Source organism: Paraburkholderia bryophila, from assembly GCF_013409255.1.
Taxonomy (GTDB): Bacteria; Pseudomonadota; Gammaproteobacteria; order Burkholderiales; family Burkholderiaceae; genus Paraburkholderia.
Map to the genome: position 1 here is coordinate 1,877,769 of NZ_JACCAS010000001.1, position 17,072 is coordinate 1,894,840.

The window sequence follows — 17,072 nt, forward strand, 5'->3', positions numbered from 1 at the left end:
CAATGGGCGCGTTGCGCGCCGCATGGCGCGCCCGGCTCACGCTCAACAAAACGCTCAAGCGAACACCCGGCAAACGCTCAGCTATTCCCCACCGTCTCCGACAACCGCTTAAGTGTCGCCACCCGCGCCCCGATGATATCGATCCGCCCACGCTCATCGAGCAACGGCGTGGTGGCATCGAGATACGCATTCCACGCGCGTTGTGCGCGAACCAGCGTCGGCCGTGAACGCGCGGGCATCTTGGCCTGCAAACGCCGGTAATAGCGGTTCAGATCGAATGTAGCGTGTTCGCATTGCGCGTCCGATCGGCACGCCCGCAACCGCGCCGGCGGAGCGCTGCCGGCGTTAGCCACCGCGCTGCGTAGCGCCTGCGCGCGATCACGCACCGGCTGCAACTGCATATCGGCTTCGGCCAGTATGTACATCGAGCCTTGCGTCGTCGCGAATACGGCGGCCAGCAGTTGCTTCTCGGCATCGCGTGAAGCCAGCCAGCTAGTCTGGCTCTTTTCCCACTGCTTGCGACGCGCGGCCGGCAACTTCGGCTGAAGCTGCTGCCATGCGTTGTCGAGGGCGCTCTTCCAGCCGATCCGCGCATTGTCCATGCACTGCACCTGCCCGGTCGTCGACGACATGTCGCTGCGCGCCAGACACGCGCGCATCGACGCATCGATCGGATCGGCGGCGGCGACTTCGGCATGCGCCGGCGAGGGCGCAACGCCGAGCAACGCAACGAACAACGTGGCTGCAGCCAGGGCGAACGTCAACGTCGACGTCAGCGCCGAAGTCGACGCAATCAGCAACGACAGCGCCGCAACCGCACGCCGCCACGCACCGCGAAACAACCCGCTCGCGCCGCCCGCCCCGGCCACCTTCTTCCGCATCGTCAACCGCGCACGCAATCGACGAAGTACTCGATGCGCCCGTTGATCGTCTCACCCACCAACCCGTGGATATCCGTATGGAACCCCGGAAAGCGCTCGTTGAACTCACGCGCGAACCGCAGATAGTTGACGATGGTCTTGTTGAAGCGCTCGCCCGGAATCAGCAACGGAATGCCCGGCGGATACGGCGTCAGCAAAATCGACGTGACGCGGCCTTCGAGCTCGTCGATCGGTACCCGGTCGATCTCGCGGTGCGCGAGCTTGGCGAACGCGTCGGACGGCTTCATCGCCGGTTCCATGCTCGACAGGTACATCTCGGTCGTCAGACGCGCAATGTCGTTGGCACGGTAGACGCCATGGATCTGCTGGCACAGATCGCGCAGACCGACGCGCTCGTACATGGGGTGATGCGCGACGAACTCGGGCAGCACACGCCACAGCGGCTGGTTGTTGTCGTAGTCGTCCTTGAACTGTTGCAGTTCGGTGACCATCGAGTTCCAGCGGCCCTTGGTGATGCCGATCGTGAACATGATGAAGAACGAATACAACCCGGTCTTCTCCACGATGATGCCGTGCTCGGCCAGATACTTCGTGACGATCGCGGCCGGAATGCCGGTCTCGCCGAAGCCGCCGTCCATGTCCAGACCCGGCGTGACGATGGTCGCCTTGATCGGGTCGAGCATGTTGAAGCCTTCGGCCAACGGGCCGAAACCGTGCCACGCTTCGTTCGGACGCAGCACCCAGTCTTCGCGCGAGCCGATACCTTCTTCGGCAAACTGTTCCGGGCCCCACACCTTGAAGAACCAGTCGTCGCCGTATTCGGTGTCGACCTTGATCATCGCGCGGCGGAAATCGAGCGCTTCGGCGATCGATTCTTCCACCAGCGCGGGACCGCCCGGCGCTTCCATCATGGCCGCGGCCACGTCGCACGAGGCGATGATCGCGTACTGCGGGCTGGTCGACGTGTGCATCAGATACGCTTCGTTGAAGCGATGCTTGTCGAAGCGGCTGTTCTTCGAATCCTGCACGACGATCTGCGACGCTTGCGAAATGCCGGCCAGCAGTTTGTGCGTGGAGTGCGTCGCGAACACCAGCGCGCCGATCCGCGGACGACCCGCGCCGATCGCGTGCATGTCCTGATAGAACTCGTGGAATTCCGCGTGCGGCAGCCAGGCTTCGTCGAAGTGCAGCGTGTCGAGCCAGTCGCCGAGCATTTCCTTGATCATCTCGACGTTGTAGATCACGCCGTCGTAAGTGCTCTGCGTGATGGTCAGAATGCGCGGCTTGAGGCCCGGGTTTTTCGCCAGCGCTTCACGGGCGAACGGGTTCGCCTCGATCTTCCGGCGGATGTTTTCCGGTTCGAACTCGCTGCGCGGAATCGGACCGATGATGCCGAAGTTATTACGCGTCGGCGTCAGGAACACCGGAATCGAGCCGGTCATCGTGATCGCGTGCAGGATCGACTTGTGGCAGTTGCGGTCTACCAGCACGATGTCACCCGGCGCGACCGTGCCGTGCCAGACGATCTTGTTCGACGTGGACGTGCCGTTGGTCACGAAGAACACGTGGTCGGCGCTGAAAATGCGCGCGGCGTTGCGCTCGGAGGCGGCCACCGGACCGGTATGGTCGAGCAACTGGCCGAGTTCGTCGACGGCGTTACACACGTCGGCGCGCAGCATGTTCTCGCCGAAGAACTGGTGGAACATCTGGCCGAGCGGGCTCTTCAGGAATGCCACGCCGCCCGAGTGCCCCGGGCAGTGCCACGAATACGAACCTTCGTCCGCGTACTGCACCAGTTCCTTGAAGAACGGCGGCGCGAGCGAGTCCAGATACACCTTGGTTTCGCGGATGATATGGCGCGCGACGAACTCCGGTGTGTCCTCGAACATGTGGATGAAGCCGTGCAGTTCGCGCAGGATATCGTTCGGCAAGTGGCGCGACGTGCGCGTTTCGCCATACAGAAAGATCGGAATGTCCGCGTTGCGACGGCGCACTTCGGTCACGAACGCGCGCAAGGCGACGATCGCCGCGGCCAGTTCGGGTGTCTCGCCTTCCACCACCACGTTATCGACGTACGGCAGCAGTTCGTCGTCGTCGATCGACAGGATGAAGCACGACGCGCGGCTCGACTGCTGCGCGAACGACGTCAGATCGCCGTAGCTCGTCAACCCGAGGACTTCCGCGCCTTCTTTTTCGATGGCTTCGGCCAAAGCCCGGATGCCGGAACCCGAGATATTCTCGGAGCGAAAATCTTCGTCGATGATGACGACGGGAAAACGAAACTTCATGGGCGATTCTCCAAAAAGAACGACCGCTGCATTCTGTAAATAGCAGCGGTCACCCGGTGTAGCTGGTGAGTCAATACGCTGCCGGCGTCAGGTCTTGGGCAACGTGACGCCGTGCTGACCTTGATATTTGCCGCCGCGATCCGCGTACGACGTTTCACAAATCTCGTCGCTTTCAAAAAACAGCACCTGGGCGACGCCTTCGTTCGCGTAGATTTTGGCAGGCAAAGGTGTCGTATTCGAGAATTCCAGCGTGACGTGCCCTTCCCATTCCGGCTCGAACGGCGTCACGTTGACGATGATCCCGCAACGCGCATACGTGGACTTGCCCAGACACACGGTCAGGACGCTGCGCGGAATGCGGAAATACTCGACCGTGCGGGCCAGCGCGAACGAATTCGGCGGGATGATGCAGACGTCGCCCTTGAAGTCGACGAACGACTTCTCGTCGAAGTTCTTCGGATCGACGATGGTCGAGTTGATATTGGTGAAGATCTTGAATTCGTCGGCGCAGCGAATGTCGTAGCCGTAGCTCGACGTGCCGTAGCTGACGATCTTCCGGCCGTCTTCGGAGACGCGCACCTGATCGGGCGCGAACGGCTCGATCATATTGGTCGACGCGGCCATGCGGCGGATCCACTTGTCGGATTTGATGGTCATAGGTGAACGCTGCTCGACGTGAATGACAGAGGTGTGACGGATAACAACCCGGTTGGGACCGGGATCCGCCGACGAAAGGCGCTTATTTTACGCGATCGTGAAAATGCTGCCGCGGGTGGGCCTGAGATCGACCCGATGCATACCTCTAGACGGCTGGTCGACCAGTCGGGCTAGTTCGGCCGCGCCCCGTGGAGCGCTCTCGGGCGGGGCGCCCGCCAATCACTGACGAATCAGCCCGCAGGCAAGCGCAGGACCCGCGCCATGCGGCGGATATGCGTAGGAGTCGCTCGGGTCGCGATGCAGCACGACCGCGCGTTGCAACACCGAGCGGATGCCGTCCAGCGACACATCTGGCGCGACGATGAAACCGGTAGCCACGCCATTCGCATCCGCATGAATGTTGCCGAGGTCGCCTTCCACCCGAGCACCCGCTCTCAGACGCTCGGCGGCCGGCGAGAACACTTCGCCGGCGCTGGAGCCGTCGGCGGCATTGCAGTCGCCGCGCTCGTGGACCTGCAACGCGTGGTCGCTATTGGGCGGCAAGCCCGCGAGATTGTAGGTCACCTGCACGCCGTCCGACCGCTCGATGAACGTGACGAGGCCGCGCGTCTGGTTGCCCACGGTGGGCAGCAACTGCGCGTCGGCGCGCTTTTCCTGTGGTCTCAGGAACGTGCTGCAGCCGCACAGCAGCACGCTGCCGGCAGCCAGGACGATGAACGCATGTACCGCGTGCCCGTCGATTCGTTTTCCCATGCGATCCTCTTGCCGGCCAGGCGGCCGCCCCTGCGGCCGCTGAGCCGAACTTGTGAAGCCGACATGATACCGCGAGACCCGACGCAAATAGACCCCTTGCGCCCTGCATAGGCCCTTCGGCCAGGGGCCGCTCAGGTGTTCTGCACGACGATGCTGGGGAACTTCGACGTCATGTCGCGCGCGCGCTCGGCGATATGGACCGCGACCTTGCGCGCGATCGACCGGTAGATCTCCGCGATACGCCCGTCCGGGTCCGCCACGACGGTCGGCTTACCCGAGTCGGCCTGCTCGCGGATCGCGATGTCGAGCGGCAAGCTGCCGAGCACCTCGACGCCATATTCCTTGCCCATCCGCTCGCCGCCGCCGGCGCCGAAGATATGCTCTTCGTGCCCGCAATTCGAGCAGATATGCATACCCATGTTCTCGACGATACCGAGAATCGGAATGCCGACCTTCTCGAACATCTTGAGGCCCTTCTTCGCGTCGAGCAGCGCAATGTCCTGCGGCGTCGTGACGATCACCGCGCCTGTCACGGGCACGCGTTGCGACAGCGTCAGTTGAATGTCGCCGGTGCCAGGCGGCATGTCGACGATCAGGTAGTCGAGGTCGTGCCAGTTGGTCTGCCGCAGCAATTGTTCAAGCGCCGACGTGGCCATCGGGCCGCGCCACACCATCGGGTTGTCCTGCTCGATCAGAAAACCGATCGAATTGGCTTGCAGGCCGTGGCCGGTCATGGGATTCATCGACTTCTCGTCGGGCGACTCGGGCCGGCCTTCGATGCCTAGCATCATGGGCAGTGACGGGCCGTAGATGTCCGCGTCGAGTATGCCGACCGACGCGCCTTCGCTCGCCAGCGCCAGCGCCAGGTTCACCGCGGTCGTGCTCTTGCCGACGCCGCCCTTGCCCGACGCCACCGCGACGATGTTTTTAACGTTCGGCAAGAGTTTCACGCCGCGCTGCACGGTATGCGCGGCGACTTCCTGGCTCACCTCGACGCGCGCGTTCGCCACACCCGGTACGGCTTGCAGCGCCGCGCCGAACTGCGCGCGGATCGCCTCGAACTGGCGCCTGGCCGGATAGCCGAGTACCACCTGGAGGCTAACCGTGTCATCCTGCACGGCGACGTTTTTGATGTTCTTGGCCGCCGCGTACGGCCGGCCGGTGTTGGGGTCAGTGACGGCTGCGAGGGCAGCGTCGACCATAGCCCGATCGATACTCATTGACACTCCGTGGGGAACACCTGCGGCGCAGCGGGATCGAAGTCTCGGCCACGCGCCGGAATTTGAAAGAAATTGTTAGACGGCATTGCGAAAACCAGACGTGCCGGGCACGCTTCGGCAGGCGGAACGCTAGGGGCCGCATCGCCGTGTACGTCTGCCATTATTGTAGTGGCTCGCGCCGGGCCTTGCCTGAAGACCCTGTTTCACTATCGGACCGGGGCGGTGAAAGACCCGAAATTTCCCGTCTTTCGATCCGTCTGCTTTACTGAATTACTGGAACGGTCAGCACCCAGATTGACCGCCACTCGCTGCTTTACCCGCTTCACTCAAGAGGAATCGAAAATGAATGCAAAAATCATGACTCGCCTGGCCGTTTTCGCCGTTGCCGGCTCGCTACTGGCAGGCTGCGCCACCCAACAGGGCACTAACACCGCAGTCGGTACGGGCGTAGGCGCCGGCACCGGCGCGGCACTCGGCGCGATCTTCGGCGGCGGCAAGGGCGCGGCGATCGGCGCGGGCGTCGGCGCGGCGGTAGGCGGCATCACCGGTTACAACTGGCAAGCCATTCACAACAAGCTGTCGGGCGCCACCAAGGGCACCGGCACGCAGATCACCGAACAGCCGGACGGCTCGCTCAAGCTGAACATCCCGAGCTCGGTCACGTTCGACACCAACAGCTACGCGATCAAGTCGTCGTTCGCGCCGGTGCTGGACCAACTGACGCAGACCCTGCAGCAGAACCCGGAAGTGATCGCGCAAGTGGTCGGCTATACGGACAGCACGGGTCAGCCGGCTTATAACCAGACGCTGTCGGTCAATCGCGCTGAAAGCGTGACGGGTTATCTGGGTCAGCGCGGCGTTGCGCCGCAGCGCCTGTCGGCACAAGGCATGGGCCAGAACCAACCGATCGCCGACAACAACACCGAAGCCGGCCGTGCGGCGAACCGTCGCGTGGAAATCTATCTGCGCGCCACGGCTCAACACACTACGCAATAAGCCTCTGACTTGAGAGGAAGGTGGGAGCCGGCCGGCGAGATCTGAACGCCGGCTCGTGACAAACCGTAAAAAGCGGAAGAATCAAAATCTCGCGCAGACCGAAAAAATTTCGAACTCTGCCGAAAATCCGCTGTCTGTCTTTACGGTACGCGGTTGGCGATCGCCGCCGCGTCACCATTCTCCTCTTGTCGTTGTTGCTCCGGGGTTAATAACCCCGGTTTTTTTTGGGCGCTCGGTTTACGCACCTTCGCACTCAGCAACGATCCGGCGCCGCCTCACGCGGGCCGTCCGGGCACCCGGCCCGCTCCGCGTCGAACGCCTGCCCTGCTAGAATCAACCTTTCGTCCCACCGCAGGCTCCCACCATCCCTATGTCAGCACCCGCAACCGATCTCTCCGCAGGCGCGCCGTCAGGCCGTCGCCAGGTTCTCGTCACGTCGGCCCTTCCGTATGCGAATGGGCAAATCCATATCGGCCATCTGGTTGAATATATCCAGACGGACATCTGGGTCCGGACGTTGCGAATGCACGGGCACGAGGTCTATTACGTGGGCGCCGACGACACGCACGGCACGCCGGTCATGCTGCGCGCGGAAAAGGAAGGTCTCACGCCGAAGCAGCTGATCGATCGCGTCTGGCAGGAACACAAGCGCGACTTCGACAGCTTCGGGATTTCGTTCGACAATTACTACTCGACCGACACCGAAGAGAACCGCGTTCTCAGCGAAAACGTCTACCTGGCGCTCAAGGAAGCGGGCCTGATCGAAGCGCGCGACATCGAACAGGCGTACGACCCGGTCAAGGAAATGTTCCTGCCGGATCGCTTCATCAAGGGCGAGTGCCCGAAGTGCGGCGCGAAAGATCAATACGGCGATAGCTGCGAAGTCTGCGGTTCCACGTACCAGCCGACCGAGCTGATCAACCCGTTCTCGGTCGTCTCGGGCGCCACGCCGATCCGCAAGACCTCGACGCACTACTTTTTCCGTCTGTCCGATCCGCGCTGCGAGAATTTCCTGCGCGCATGGGTGGGTGGCCTGGCGCAGCCGGAAGCGACCAACAAGATGCGCGAATGGCTCGGCGACGCCGGTGATGCCAAGCTCGCCGACTGGGACATCTCGCGCGACGCGCCGTATTTCGGCTTCGAAATTCCGGGCGCACCGGGCAAGTATTTCTACGTGTGGCTAGACGCACCGGTCGGCTACTACGCGAGCTTCAAGAACCTCGCGGAAAAGCGCGGCCTCGATTTCGACGCGTGGGTCAACAAAGGGTCGAAGGCCGAGCAGTACCACTTCATCGGCAAAGACATTCTGTATTTCCACACGCTGTTCTGGCCGGCCATGCTCGAATTCTCGGGTCATCGCACGCCGACCAACGTGTTCGCGCACGGCTTCCTGACCGTGGACGGCGCGAAGATGTCGAAGTCGCGCGGCACCTTCATCACCGCGCAAAGCGTGATCGACACGGGCCTGAATCCGGAATGGCTGCGCTATTACTTCGCGGCCAAGCTGAACAGCACGATGGAAGACCTCGACCTGAACCTCGACGACTTCCAGGCGCGTGTGAACAGCGATCTGGTCGGCAAGTACGTGAACATCGCGAGCCGCGCCGCCGGTTTCCTGATCAAGCGTTTCGACGGCCGCGTGCAGGACAGCGCGATGCAGCATCCGCTGCTGGCCACGCTGCGCGCCGCCGTGCCGCAGATCGCCGCGAACTACGAAGCCCGCGAGTACAACCGCGCGCTGCGTCAGACCATGGACCTCGCGGACGCGGTCAACGCGTACGTCGACTCCGCAAAGCCGTGGGATCAGGCGAAAGACCCGGCCAACGGTGTAGCGCTGCATGAAACGTGCAGCGTGAGCGTCGAGGCGTTCCGTCTGTTGTCGCTGGCGCTGAAGCCGGTGTTGCCGAAGCTGGCCGAAGCGGTGGAAGCGTTCCTCGGCATCGAGCCGCTGGTGTGGGCCGACGCGAACGTGCCGCTCAGCTCCGCGCGACCGATCAACGCGTACAAGCATCTGATGACGCGTGTCGATCCGAAGCAGATCGAAGCGCTGCTGGCCGCCAATCGCGATTCGCTGCAAGCCACGCCGGACGCAGCGGCGCCGGCCGACGCAAAGGCCAAGGCGAAGGCGGCGAAAGCCGCCGCGGCAGATAAGGACGAAACGCCGGGCATTATCTCGATCGACGATTTCGCGAAGATCGATCTGCGCATCGCCAAGATCGTCGACTGCAAGGCGGTGGAAGGATCGGACAAGCTGCTGCAACTCACGCTGGACATCGGCGAAGAGAAGACCCGCAACGTGTTCTCCGGCATCAAGTCGGCGTATCAGCCGGAGCAACTGATCGGCAAGCTGACGGTGATGGTCGCGAACCTCGCACCGCGCAAGATGAAGTTCGGCCTGTCGGAAGGCATGGTGCTCGCCGCATCGGCAACGGATGAAAAGGCCGAACCGGGTCTCTACATTCTCGAACCGCATAGCGGCGCAAAGCCGGGCATGCGCGTGAAGTAAAGGCACAGCGGCGCGTCTTCAGCGCCCGTTCGCATCTGCAAAAAGCACACTCCATTCGAGTGTGCTTTTTTTTCGTGCATTAGCCACAGAGGGCGCGAGTCCAGCGTCACGCAGTTAGCGCCGACAACCCGACGCCGCACTACCCGGGTTCATACACATCACCCGGTAAGGCATGACACATTGCTCGAACCCCACCCTGTGGGCCTAATCACGGAGCCGTCGATGCGAGCAAATTCCCGATTCAATCCAACCGGCACAAGCCGCCACGGTGACGATCCCAACCAGGCCAATCCTGCCGTCTCGCCCCCCAGCGCGAGCACGCCGATTCGGTCGGCCGCGATCCGCCAGGCGAGTCAAGCAACACGAGCGTCGCGACTACTGAATTTTCTGCCGGGCGGCGACCTCTCGACCGTGCCGACCAACGCCACCTCGGTCGAGTTCAACGGTCAGACGATCAAGCTACGTCCCAGCCGCGCGACGCCGGACACCGTGCCCGGCCAACTCTCGTCTGTCCGGACGCTCGACGCGCTGAACCGGCCGTCCAGCCAGTCGACCGGCGTCACATCGAGTCGACTCAACCAGGCCGATCTGGCGACGAATCCGCGGCTCCACGCACTCGGCGGAGGCGTCCCGATACCCGCCGGCTGTCTTGGCTGCACATTGCACATCATGCGAGTCGCCGCGACCGCGCAGCAAAGCGGCGGTCTGGGCAGCGCCGCTATGTGGGTCGGCGTGCGCTATCAGCAGGGTGGTGCGGCACGGCAGGCGGTGATCGACAGCATCCGACGCTTGCAAGCCGACAATCGGCTCTCAGGTCCGGGCCGCGATTTACCCGGTTACATCAGGCATCCAGGTTCCGCCGGCCTGCGCAGCGGCGACGAGCTGATCGCCGATCTCACGCAACACTTCGCCACGCTTTTCAACCCCCATCGCGAGCCGTTCGGCCACCCTGAAACGTTCGTGCTTGTCGGGCTCAGCCTTGGCAATGCACCCGCCGGCGTGTTCACGGAAACAGAGCGGCCTGCCCACACACTGGCAATACAACGGATGCACACGACCGCCGAGTTCCGCCGCGATACCTACGCACTCTACGATCCGAGCTATGGCGCTTTTCAGTACGAAAACTTCAGTCAGCTAACCTACGCTCTGCAAAATTACTATCCGGCCGCGTATCCGCGCGTCGGCGGATATACATCCGCCAACACCACCTACTACGCAATGCGCAACGTCCTTCTGCACCCGCGCCCGGGGCAGCGCCTCGGCGAGCCGGGTGGCGGGTATGGCATCCCCGCGCTGCAGTTGCCGCTCAACGACCTCACGCGCGGTATCGTTGCGCCGCCACCCGTCGATCTACTACCGTCGTCGTCGGCCGACCCGGATCGACCGGGTCCATCAGGCTACGTACCGCGACCTCGTGACGAATCGCAAGGCTCGATCGACGACTCAACGACAAGCTGAGACTTGCGCACCGAAACCGAAGACACCCAGCTCGACGTCCGCGACTTCCACCCGGCGACGGGCGACAGGCCGGCTGAGTGGTCAGCCACTCAGCCGGTTACCACTGGATCCGATCGAAGCGCCGTGTATAAAGCAGCGTCGCGCCATAGAACGTGCCGCCATACGCTGCCACGGACCAATACCGTGTCAGGTTGACGGTCGCCTTGATCGCATTGCTCGCCGACTGCAGACCCTGCTCATAGCCCAGCACGAGCCATTCGCTGATCGCCTTCGACACCATCACCACCTGCGGATCGGTCAACCCGACCTCGCTCTGCCCAATCGAAAACTCGTCGAGCCCGAAGGTCTGCGCGATCCGCTTGCCGCTTGCGCTGCCGAGCAGCGCAAGCGCCGTGGTCATGGTGCTTTGCTGACCGAGGTTATTGCCCTGATCGGTGCCGTGACCGAACAGTAGCCAAGAGAGCTTTTCGTTGTCCGCCACGTTCGGCTCGGACACCAGCTTCGCCACCGGGAACTGCACGGTGCCCGTCACCTGAACGCCCGCCTCGACCTGCTGATTGCGACGCATGGCGAGAATGTTGATGCCGGGATTAGCCACCGGACCGTTGAACGTGAAGAAGCCGTTCTCGATGTTGAGCTTGCGGCCGAATGCGGTGTAGGTCGACCCCTGCGTGACCCGCACGTTGCCGACCGCGCGCAGCGGCAGGTTCGGCGCGCTCAACGCGGTGATCGTGCCGGTCAGGCCGAGATCGGCGCCTTGTCCGCGGAAACGGAAGTTGTTGCCAAGGCTGATGTCGATATCGGCGCGCGGCGCGAATGGGCCGACCGGCTTGTTGGTGCCCGCGATCGGCGGCGACCGCTCGCCGGCCACGGTGCCGTCCGGGCGCACGATCACCACGTCGTCGCCGAGCTTCGGCGCGGCCTGCTCCGGCAAGTCGAACAACGCGTGATCGACCGCGAACTTGCCGTTGATCGCGAGGCCACCTTGCGCGCCGGCATTCGCGACGCTCGCACTGCCCGACAGCGACAGATTGCGGTCCGGCGCCGCGAACAGTTCGAGCTTGTCGGCGACGATACTCGCCGTCAGGTCCGGTTCCGCGCCATCCAGACGCACGCGGCCGGTGGCGCGCAACGTGCCGCTCGCGCCGTGAAACTCGACCTGCTGGAAGTCCACCAGATTCTGCGACAACGCAATGCGCACCACGCCGTCCTTCAACTGCACGCCCTGGTCGACCATCGTCGCGGAAAGGCCGTCGCCGAGCAGCGAGCCGGTCAGGTTCGGCTTGGCAACCGTCCCGCCGAGCGCGAGCTTGAGCGCCAGGTGGCCGTCCAGCAGATAGCTCGGGCCGAATAACCCGCCAGTCGTTTTCAGCGACGGCACATTCGCATTCACGTTACCGCTCAGTGCGCCCTCTTCGTTGACGGTCAGGAAGCCGTCGCGCGCCACCAGCGTGGTGTGCGCGTCGGCGTCGATCACGCCGATCCGGCTCGCCTGCGCGTGCACAGTGGCGTTGAGCCGGTTGCCGCCGCTGAATTCGGCGCGCGCGGTGATGTCCGTGATGCCGAGCGATGCGAGTCCGCGCCCAATTTCGACGGTGACGTCGCCGCCGCGCCGCTTCAACTGGATATGACCGCTCGCCGTGCTGCCGAGCGCGAAGTCCCAGTCGCCGTCGAAGATCAGATCGGTTTTGACGGCCGCCGGCTCGCCGGTGATCTCACGCCGCAGGTCCTGCAAACGGGCGAGCGAAATGTCGGTCAAGGTGCCGGCCGACTGAATCTTGCCGTGGTCGAAGGCGAAGGTTTTCAGGCTCAAGACGGCGCCTTCGAGCGTCAGGCGCGTGGCGCCGAGCGTGAGGCGTTGCGGACCGGCACTCACGGCGAGCGGCGACTCGAGATTCAACGCGGGCGTGCCGCGATTCTGGAAACGGGTGACGGTGCCGTCCCAGTGCGTGCCGTCGCGTGCGTCGGTCAGCTTGCCGTTGGCGGCGAGCGTCAGATCGAGCGGTCGGTCCTGCAATTTGCCGGTGGCCGCGGCTTCCAGCGTGTGATTCGCGCGCGTGCCGGACAGCCGCGCGGTGAGCGTGGTCAGGTCGACGCCGCCCGCGCTCAGATCGCGCGCGTCGGTCGTGAAGACGAGCGCGCCGTTCGCGCCGTCGCGCAACTCCGCGTGACCTTCCGCATGACCGATGCGGTTGCTGCTGAACACCACGCTGTCGGCCTTGTAGTTCAGCGTGACATTCGGATGCGCGAATGAGCCGGTCACATCGCCGTCGGCCGCGATGAGGCCCGCGAGGCCGAAACCGAGGCGTTCGAGTTGCGGCGCGTCGACGCGAAACCGCAACCGGTCGCCACGCTCGCCGAAGCTGCCTTGCAGATCCACCTGGTTGCCCGCTACCGACAGATTCGCGCGACTCGGCAGAATCCGCGAGCCGGCCAACTGGACGGTGCCGCCGCCGGTCAGCGGCAGGTTGTCGTAGACGCTCGGGCCCAGCTTGAATTCGGCCTTGGTCGTGAAGACCGGGCCGAGCATACCGGCTGCGGTGAGTGTGCCGTTCACGCGCGCTTCGATCCTGCTCTTGCGGGGTGCCGCTGCGACGTGTTTGGGTGGCGCTGTCTTGCGCTGAGCGAGTTCGGTTTTCACCGCCGCCTTGGCGGTGTTTTTCACTGCGGCGGCGGCCTGATCGGCGGGCGCGGCGCTTTTCGCGCCGGCCGTACTGCCCACTTCGGCTGCGGCTGCGGCTTCGGCTTGTGCTTTGCCGGCTTGCGTGAGCTTCTTGCCTTTGGCACTAACGGCTGTGGATGTGGCAGCGGAAGCCGACGTCGCGCCGCTCACCGGCTTGCGTGAAGGCATCTGCGATGTCAGCGTCAGCGGATCGAAATCGGTGAGCTGCGCTTTCAGGTTGTAGGTGGAATTCGCGTCGTGCTTGAGCGCGCCGGATAGGTCGATGCGGCCTTTGCCCGACGTAATGCGCACGTCGTTGAAGCTGGTTCTGGCGGGGTCGAACGTGATCTTGCCTTGAGCACGCAACGCGGCTTTCGGATCGGCGAGATCGAGCGTGACGCTCTGTATGTCGTCGTTCAAACGAATGCCGATAGGCCCGGAAAGTTGCGTGGGCCGCACGGTGGCTTCGAGCGCGTTCAGGTCGAGCCCGGCCACCTGCAGATCGAACTGCCCGCGTTTGCCGGTCAGCGTGCCGGCGCCGCTAAGCGTGGCGCTTTTGACGAGCCGCACGGCCAGGTTCGAAATGCGCTGCGACTCGGCGTCGAGACGCACGTCCGCGTTGGCGTCGATGATTGGCAGCAGGTTCTGGTCGATCGCGCCGGGCTTGGCGTTGACGATCGAGACATGGCCCGCGACGGCGAAGTTCGTGGCGGCGGGTGTTGCCACGCTAGCAGGTGTCGCTGCACTGGCCGCGCTGGCCCCCAACACAACCGTCCCCGCCCCGTTCTGCGTCACCGGCTGCAACTCCGCCCGCACGGCCAGATCCGCCAGCGGCGCACCCGGCGCAAACGCCTGCGGATTCACATGATCGAAAGTCAGCGTGGCGCGCCGCAACGGCACGGTGCCGAATGGCGTGGCCTCGACGCGCGCGTGACCGGCGAGCTTCATGCCGCTGGCGTCGAGCTCAGCGACGAGATTTTCGAGCGAGCCGCTCAGATGGCCGCCCACCTGCACCGCCTCGTTGTTGACCTTGCCCGAATAGCCGATGTCGCCGGTCAACGGAAACGGCCGCACGCCGTCCAGTTTCGCCGACGCCGTCACCGCGCCGAACGGCGTATCGAGCCGCTCGATTGCAGCCTCGTGATGACGCCCGTCGCTGCGCCCGTGAAACATGAAGCGCGAGAACTCGGTGGTCGACCCGCCCTCGCGCAGCAGCAGTTTGTCGAGCTGAACGTCGCGGACCTCGAGTTGCATCGGCAAACGCAAATCTTGCGGCAGCTTCAACGGCTCGCTGCTGCTCGACGACGAAGCGCCGATGCGCGCGTCGACGGTGCCGACATGCAGATAGTCGATCGTCAAACGCCACGGCTCGCGCGTCAGCCCCCAGCGGGCCGCCACACGATCGATCTGGATATCGGTGCCGCTACCGTCGAGGCTGCGCCAACGCACCTGGCGCAATTGCAAGCCGTTCGCGAGCGTGCCGCTTTCGAGCGTGCCGCTCAGCTTGCCGCCCAACAGTTTGACCGCCGCCTGCCAGGCATAGGCGGTACCGCGCTCGGTGGTCAGCGCGCCATACACCAGGCCGGCCGCCAGCGCGACCAGCAGCACCAGCACGCCAACCGTCCACGCGAGCGTTTTCAGCAACAGACGGCCGGGCCGGCGCTTCGGCGGCGGCGCATCGGGCGACGGCGGGTCCGGTGGATACGCGCCGGGCGGCTGTGCGGGTGGTTGGGCGGAAACGTCCGTTGTCATGCGGGAATCATGTCGAAGCAGGTGTCCATCAGAAGGCGATGCCCAGCGTCAGATACGGCCGCACGTCTTTATTGCGGATGCCATACGCGACGTCGACATTGACCGGGCCGACCGGGCTGCGCCAGCGCGCGCCCACCCCGACGCCGGGATAAAAGACTTTTTCGCCCCAGGTATCCGTGGCGGTGCCGACATCGAAAAACGCGGCGGCGCCCCAGTCGTGCGAAAACCAGTGCTGGTACTCGGCCGCGGCCGTGACGAGATATTTGGTGGGCAGCACCGAACCGTCGACTTCGTTACCGATGCTCTGATAACCATAGCCGCGCACCGAGTTCGACCCGCCGGCGCGGAACAGCAGCGAAGCCGGTATGCCGCTCGAACTGCCGCTAGTAAACACACCGCCGAGTTCGGCGCGGAGCACCACGAGGTCTTCCTTGCCGATCGGCAGGTACTGCTGGCCGCGCGCATAGCCGCGCACGAAGGTCTGATCCGTCAGCACACCCTTTATCGCGAAGCCCGCCTCGGCGTGAATCAGGTTGCCCTTGCGCGGGAACAGCGGGTCGTCGGTATCGCGCCGGGTCCACGACCACGACGGCACGAGCGCGCGGCTCGTGGTCGGCGCAATCGCGTTCTGATCGAGCCGGTCCTGGTAGTAGAGGATCGAGTAGTTGTAGTCGATGAACTGCGACGTGCGCGCCCGCTGCACACCGCCGCGGATACTGTAGATGCGCGTGTCGGAAACGTCGGTCGTGGTGTAGGACGCCAGCACGCTATTGGTCCACGCGCGCGGGCCCGGCGGCATGGCCAACTGGATTTGCCCGTATTGCTGAATCTGGTCGGCGCGGCCTTCGACGGTGAACGGCCACGCCTTGCCGAAGGTATCCAGATACGAATACGCGCCCTGGATCAGCGGGCCGTTGTCGGTCGAATAACCGAGACCGCCGCGGAAGCTGTTGTACGGATACTCGGACACTTTCACGTGCACCGGCGTGTCGGCCGGTTTGGCCGGGTCGCTGTCCACGTCGATCGCGACGCTCGCGTAGTACGGCGTGTTCTGCAATTGCCGCTGCAATTCGGCGACGCGCTGCACGTCGTAAATATCGCCGACCGAGATCGGGTTGACGTTGTCGATGATCTGTTCCGGATAGCGCCGCGTGCCCGACACGTCGAGCTTGCCCATCGTGAAGGTCGGCCCGCTGTCATACGTGACCGACAGTTTGGCCTCGTGCGTGCGCGGATCGACGCGCGCCTCGGAATGGTAGATTTTTGCGCCCAGGTAACGCCGCGCCTGCAGTGCCTTCAGCGACGCGTTCTTCGCGTCCTCCCAGTCGCCCTGCGAGAACGCATCGCCTTCATGCAGCGAAAACGCGAAACGAGCGGTATTTTCCTGCGCGGGGTCTTCGGTCAGCACGGGCCCGCGAAACGACAGCGAGACCGATGAAATCAGGGTTTGCGGACCCGGATCGACGCTTACCGTGACGCGTTTCGCGCTGTCGACGGTGCGCACGTCGGTACGCACGATCGGCGTGAAATAGCCCTGCGTGGCCGCCAGATCGCGCACCTGCTGGGGCGTGGCGGTAATCAGAAACTCGAACTGGTCGTCGCTGATGTCGGGCCGTTTGGCGAAGCGCGCGATATCCAGATGCGCCTCGAGCAGCTTGCGCAGCGAGCGCGGCGAGGCGTCGATGTCGACCTTGTAGCTGGCGGCGGGGCGCGCGGCGTGCGCGGCGCCGGCCGACAGTGTCAGCATGACGATGCCGAACGCCAGCCACGCGCGCAGCCAGCGCAACACGGGCGTGAGATGCCCACGCCCGATGCCGCCCTTGCCACGCCGCTGACGCGGCTTTTCGATCGCACTTACCGCCAAACAGGACCTCCGGCCGGGTTGATGAATTTGTCGCT

At 64.1% G+C, this 17,072-nt stretch carries 10 protein-coding genes; 3 read left to right on the forward strand and 7 right to left on the reverse strand.

The genetic code is table 11. The annotated features are described in order from the left end of the window. Nucleotides 1-77 precede the first annotated feature (77 nt). From GGD40_RS08395 to apbC, 5 genes are all read right to left on the reverse strand, one after another. Nucleotides 78-881, reverse strand: coding sequence for a lysozyme inhibitor LprI family protein (locus GGD40_RS08395; protein WP_179743341.1), 804 nt, complete (start codon nt 879-881; stop codon nt 78-80). Nucleotides 882-883: 2 nt separating this feature from the next. Next, complete coding sequence (locus GGD40_RS08400; protein WP_035552457.1) at nt 884-3,169, reverse strand: arginine/lysine/ornithine decarboxylase; 2,286 nt, start codon at nt 3,167-3,169, stop codon at nt 884-886. 87 nt (nt 3,170-3,256) lie between these two features. Further along, nucleotides 3,257-3,826 (reverse strand): dCTP deaminase, encoded by a 570-nt coding sequence (gene dcd / locus GGD40_RS08405; RefSeq protein WP_134960695.1) that lies wholly within the window; start codon nt 3,824-3,826, stop codon nt 3,257-3,259. Nucleotides 3,827-4,045: 219 nt separating this feature from the next. Then, on the reverse strand, nt 4,046-4,579 hold the full coding sequence (locus tag GGD40_RS08410; protein WP_179706418.1) for a superoxide dismutase family protein: 534 nt from the start codon (nt 4,577-4,579) through the stop codon (nt 4,046-4,048). A gap of 131 nt (nt 4,580-4,710) precedes the next feature. Then, the gene (gene apbC / locus GGD40_RS08415; RefSeq protein ID WP_105507524.1) at nt 4,711-5,799 is read right to left on the reverse strand and encodes an iron-sulfur cluster carrier protein ApbC; all 1,089 of its coding nucleotides are present in this window, start codon (nt 5,797-5,799) and stop codon (nt 4,711-4,713) included. Nucleotides 5,800-6,141: 342 nt separating this feature from the next. Here apbC and GGD40_RS08420 point away from each other — a divergent pair, with 342 nt between their 5' ends. The 3 genes from GGD40_RS08420 (at nt 6,142) to GGD40_RS08430 (ending at nt 10,759) form a co-directional block, all read left to right on the forward strand. Next, on the forward strand, nt 6,142-6,795 hold the full coding sequence (locus GGD40_RS08420; RefSeq protein WP_179706421.1) for an OmpA family protein: 654 nt from the start codon (nt 6,142-6,144) through the stop codon (nt 6,793-6,795). A 370-nt stretch (nt 6,796-7,165) separates the two neighbouring features. Beyond that, complete coding sequence (metG, locus tag GGD40_RS08425) at nt 7,166-9,301, forward strand: methionine--tRNA ligase (RefSeq protein ID WP_179743342.1); 2,136 nt, start codon at nt 7,166-7,168, stop codon at nt 9,299-9,301. A gap of 180 nt (nt 9,302-9,481) precedes the next feature. Then, nucleotides 9,482-10,759 carry a hypothetical protein gene (locus GGD40_RS08430; RefSeq protein WP_179743343.1) on the forward strand — a complete coding sequence of 426 codons (1,278 nt, stop codon included), beginning with the start codon at nt 9,482-9,484 and terminating at the stop codon, nt 10,757-10,759. Between the two features lie 97 nt (nt 10,760-10,856). Here GGD40_RS08430 and GGD40_RS08435 read toward each other — a convergent pair whose 3' ends face one another. Next, complete coding sequence (locus GGD40_RS08435) at nt 10,857-15,173, reverse strand: translocation/assembly module TamB domain-containing protein (protein ID WP_179743344.1); 4,317 nt, start codon at nt 15,171-15,173, stop codon at nt 10,857-10,859. A gap of 28 nt (nt 15,174-15,201) precedes the next feature. Further along, complete coding sequence (locus tag GGD40_RS08440; protein WP_179743345.1) at nt 15,202-17,037, reverse strand: autotransporter assembly complex protein TamA; 1,836 nt, start codon at nt 17,035-17,037, stop codon at nt 15,202-15,204. Nucleotides 17,038-17,072 lie beyond the last annotated feature (35 nt).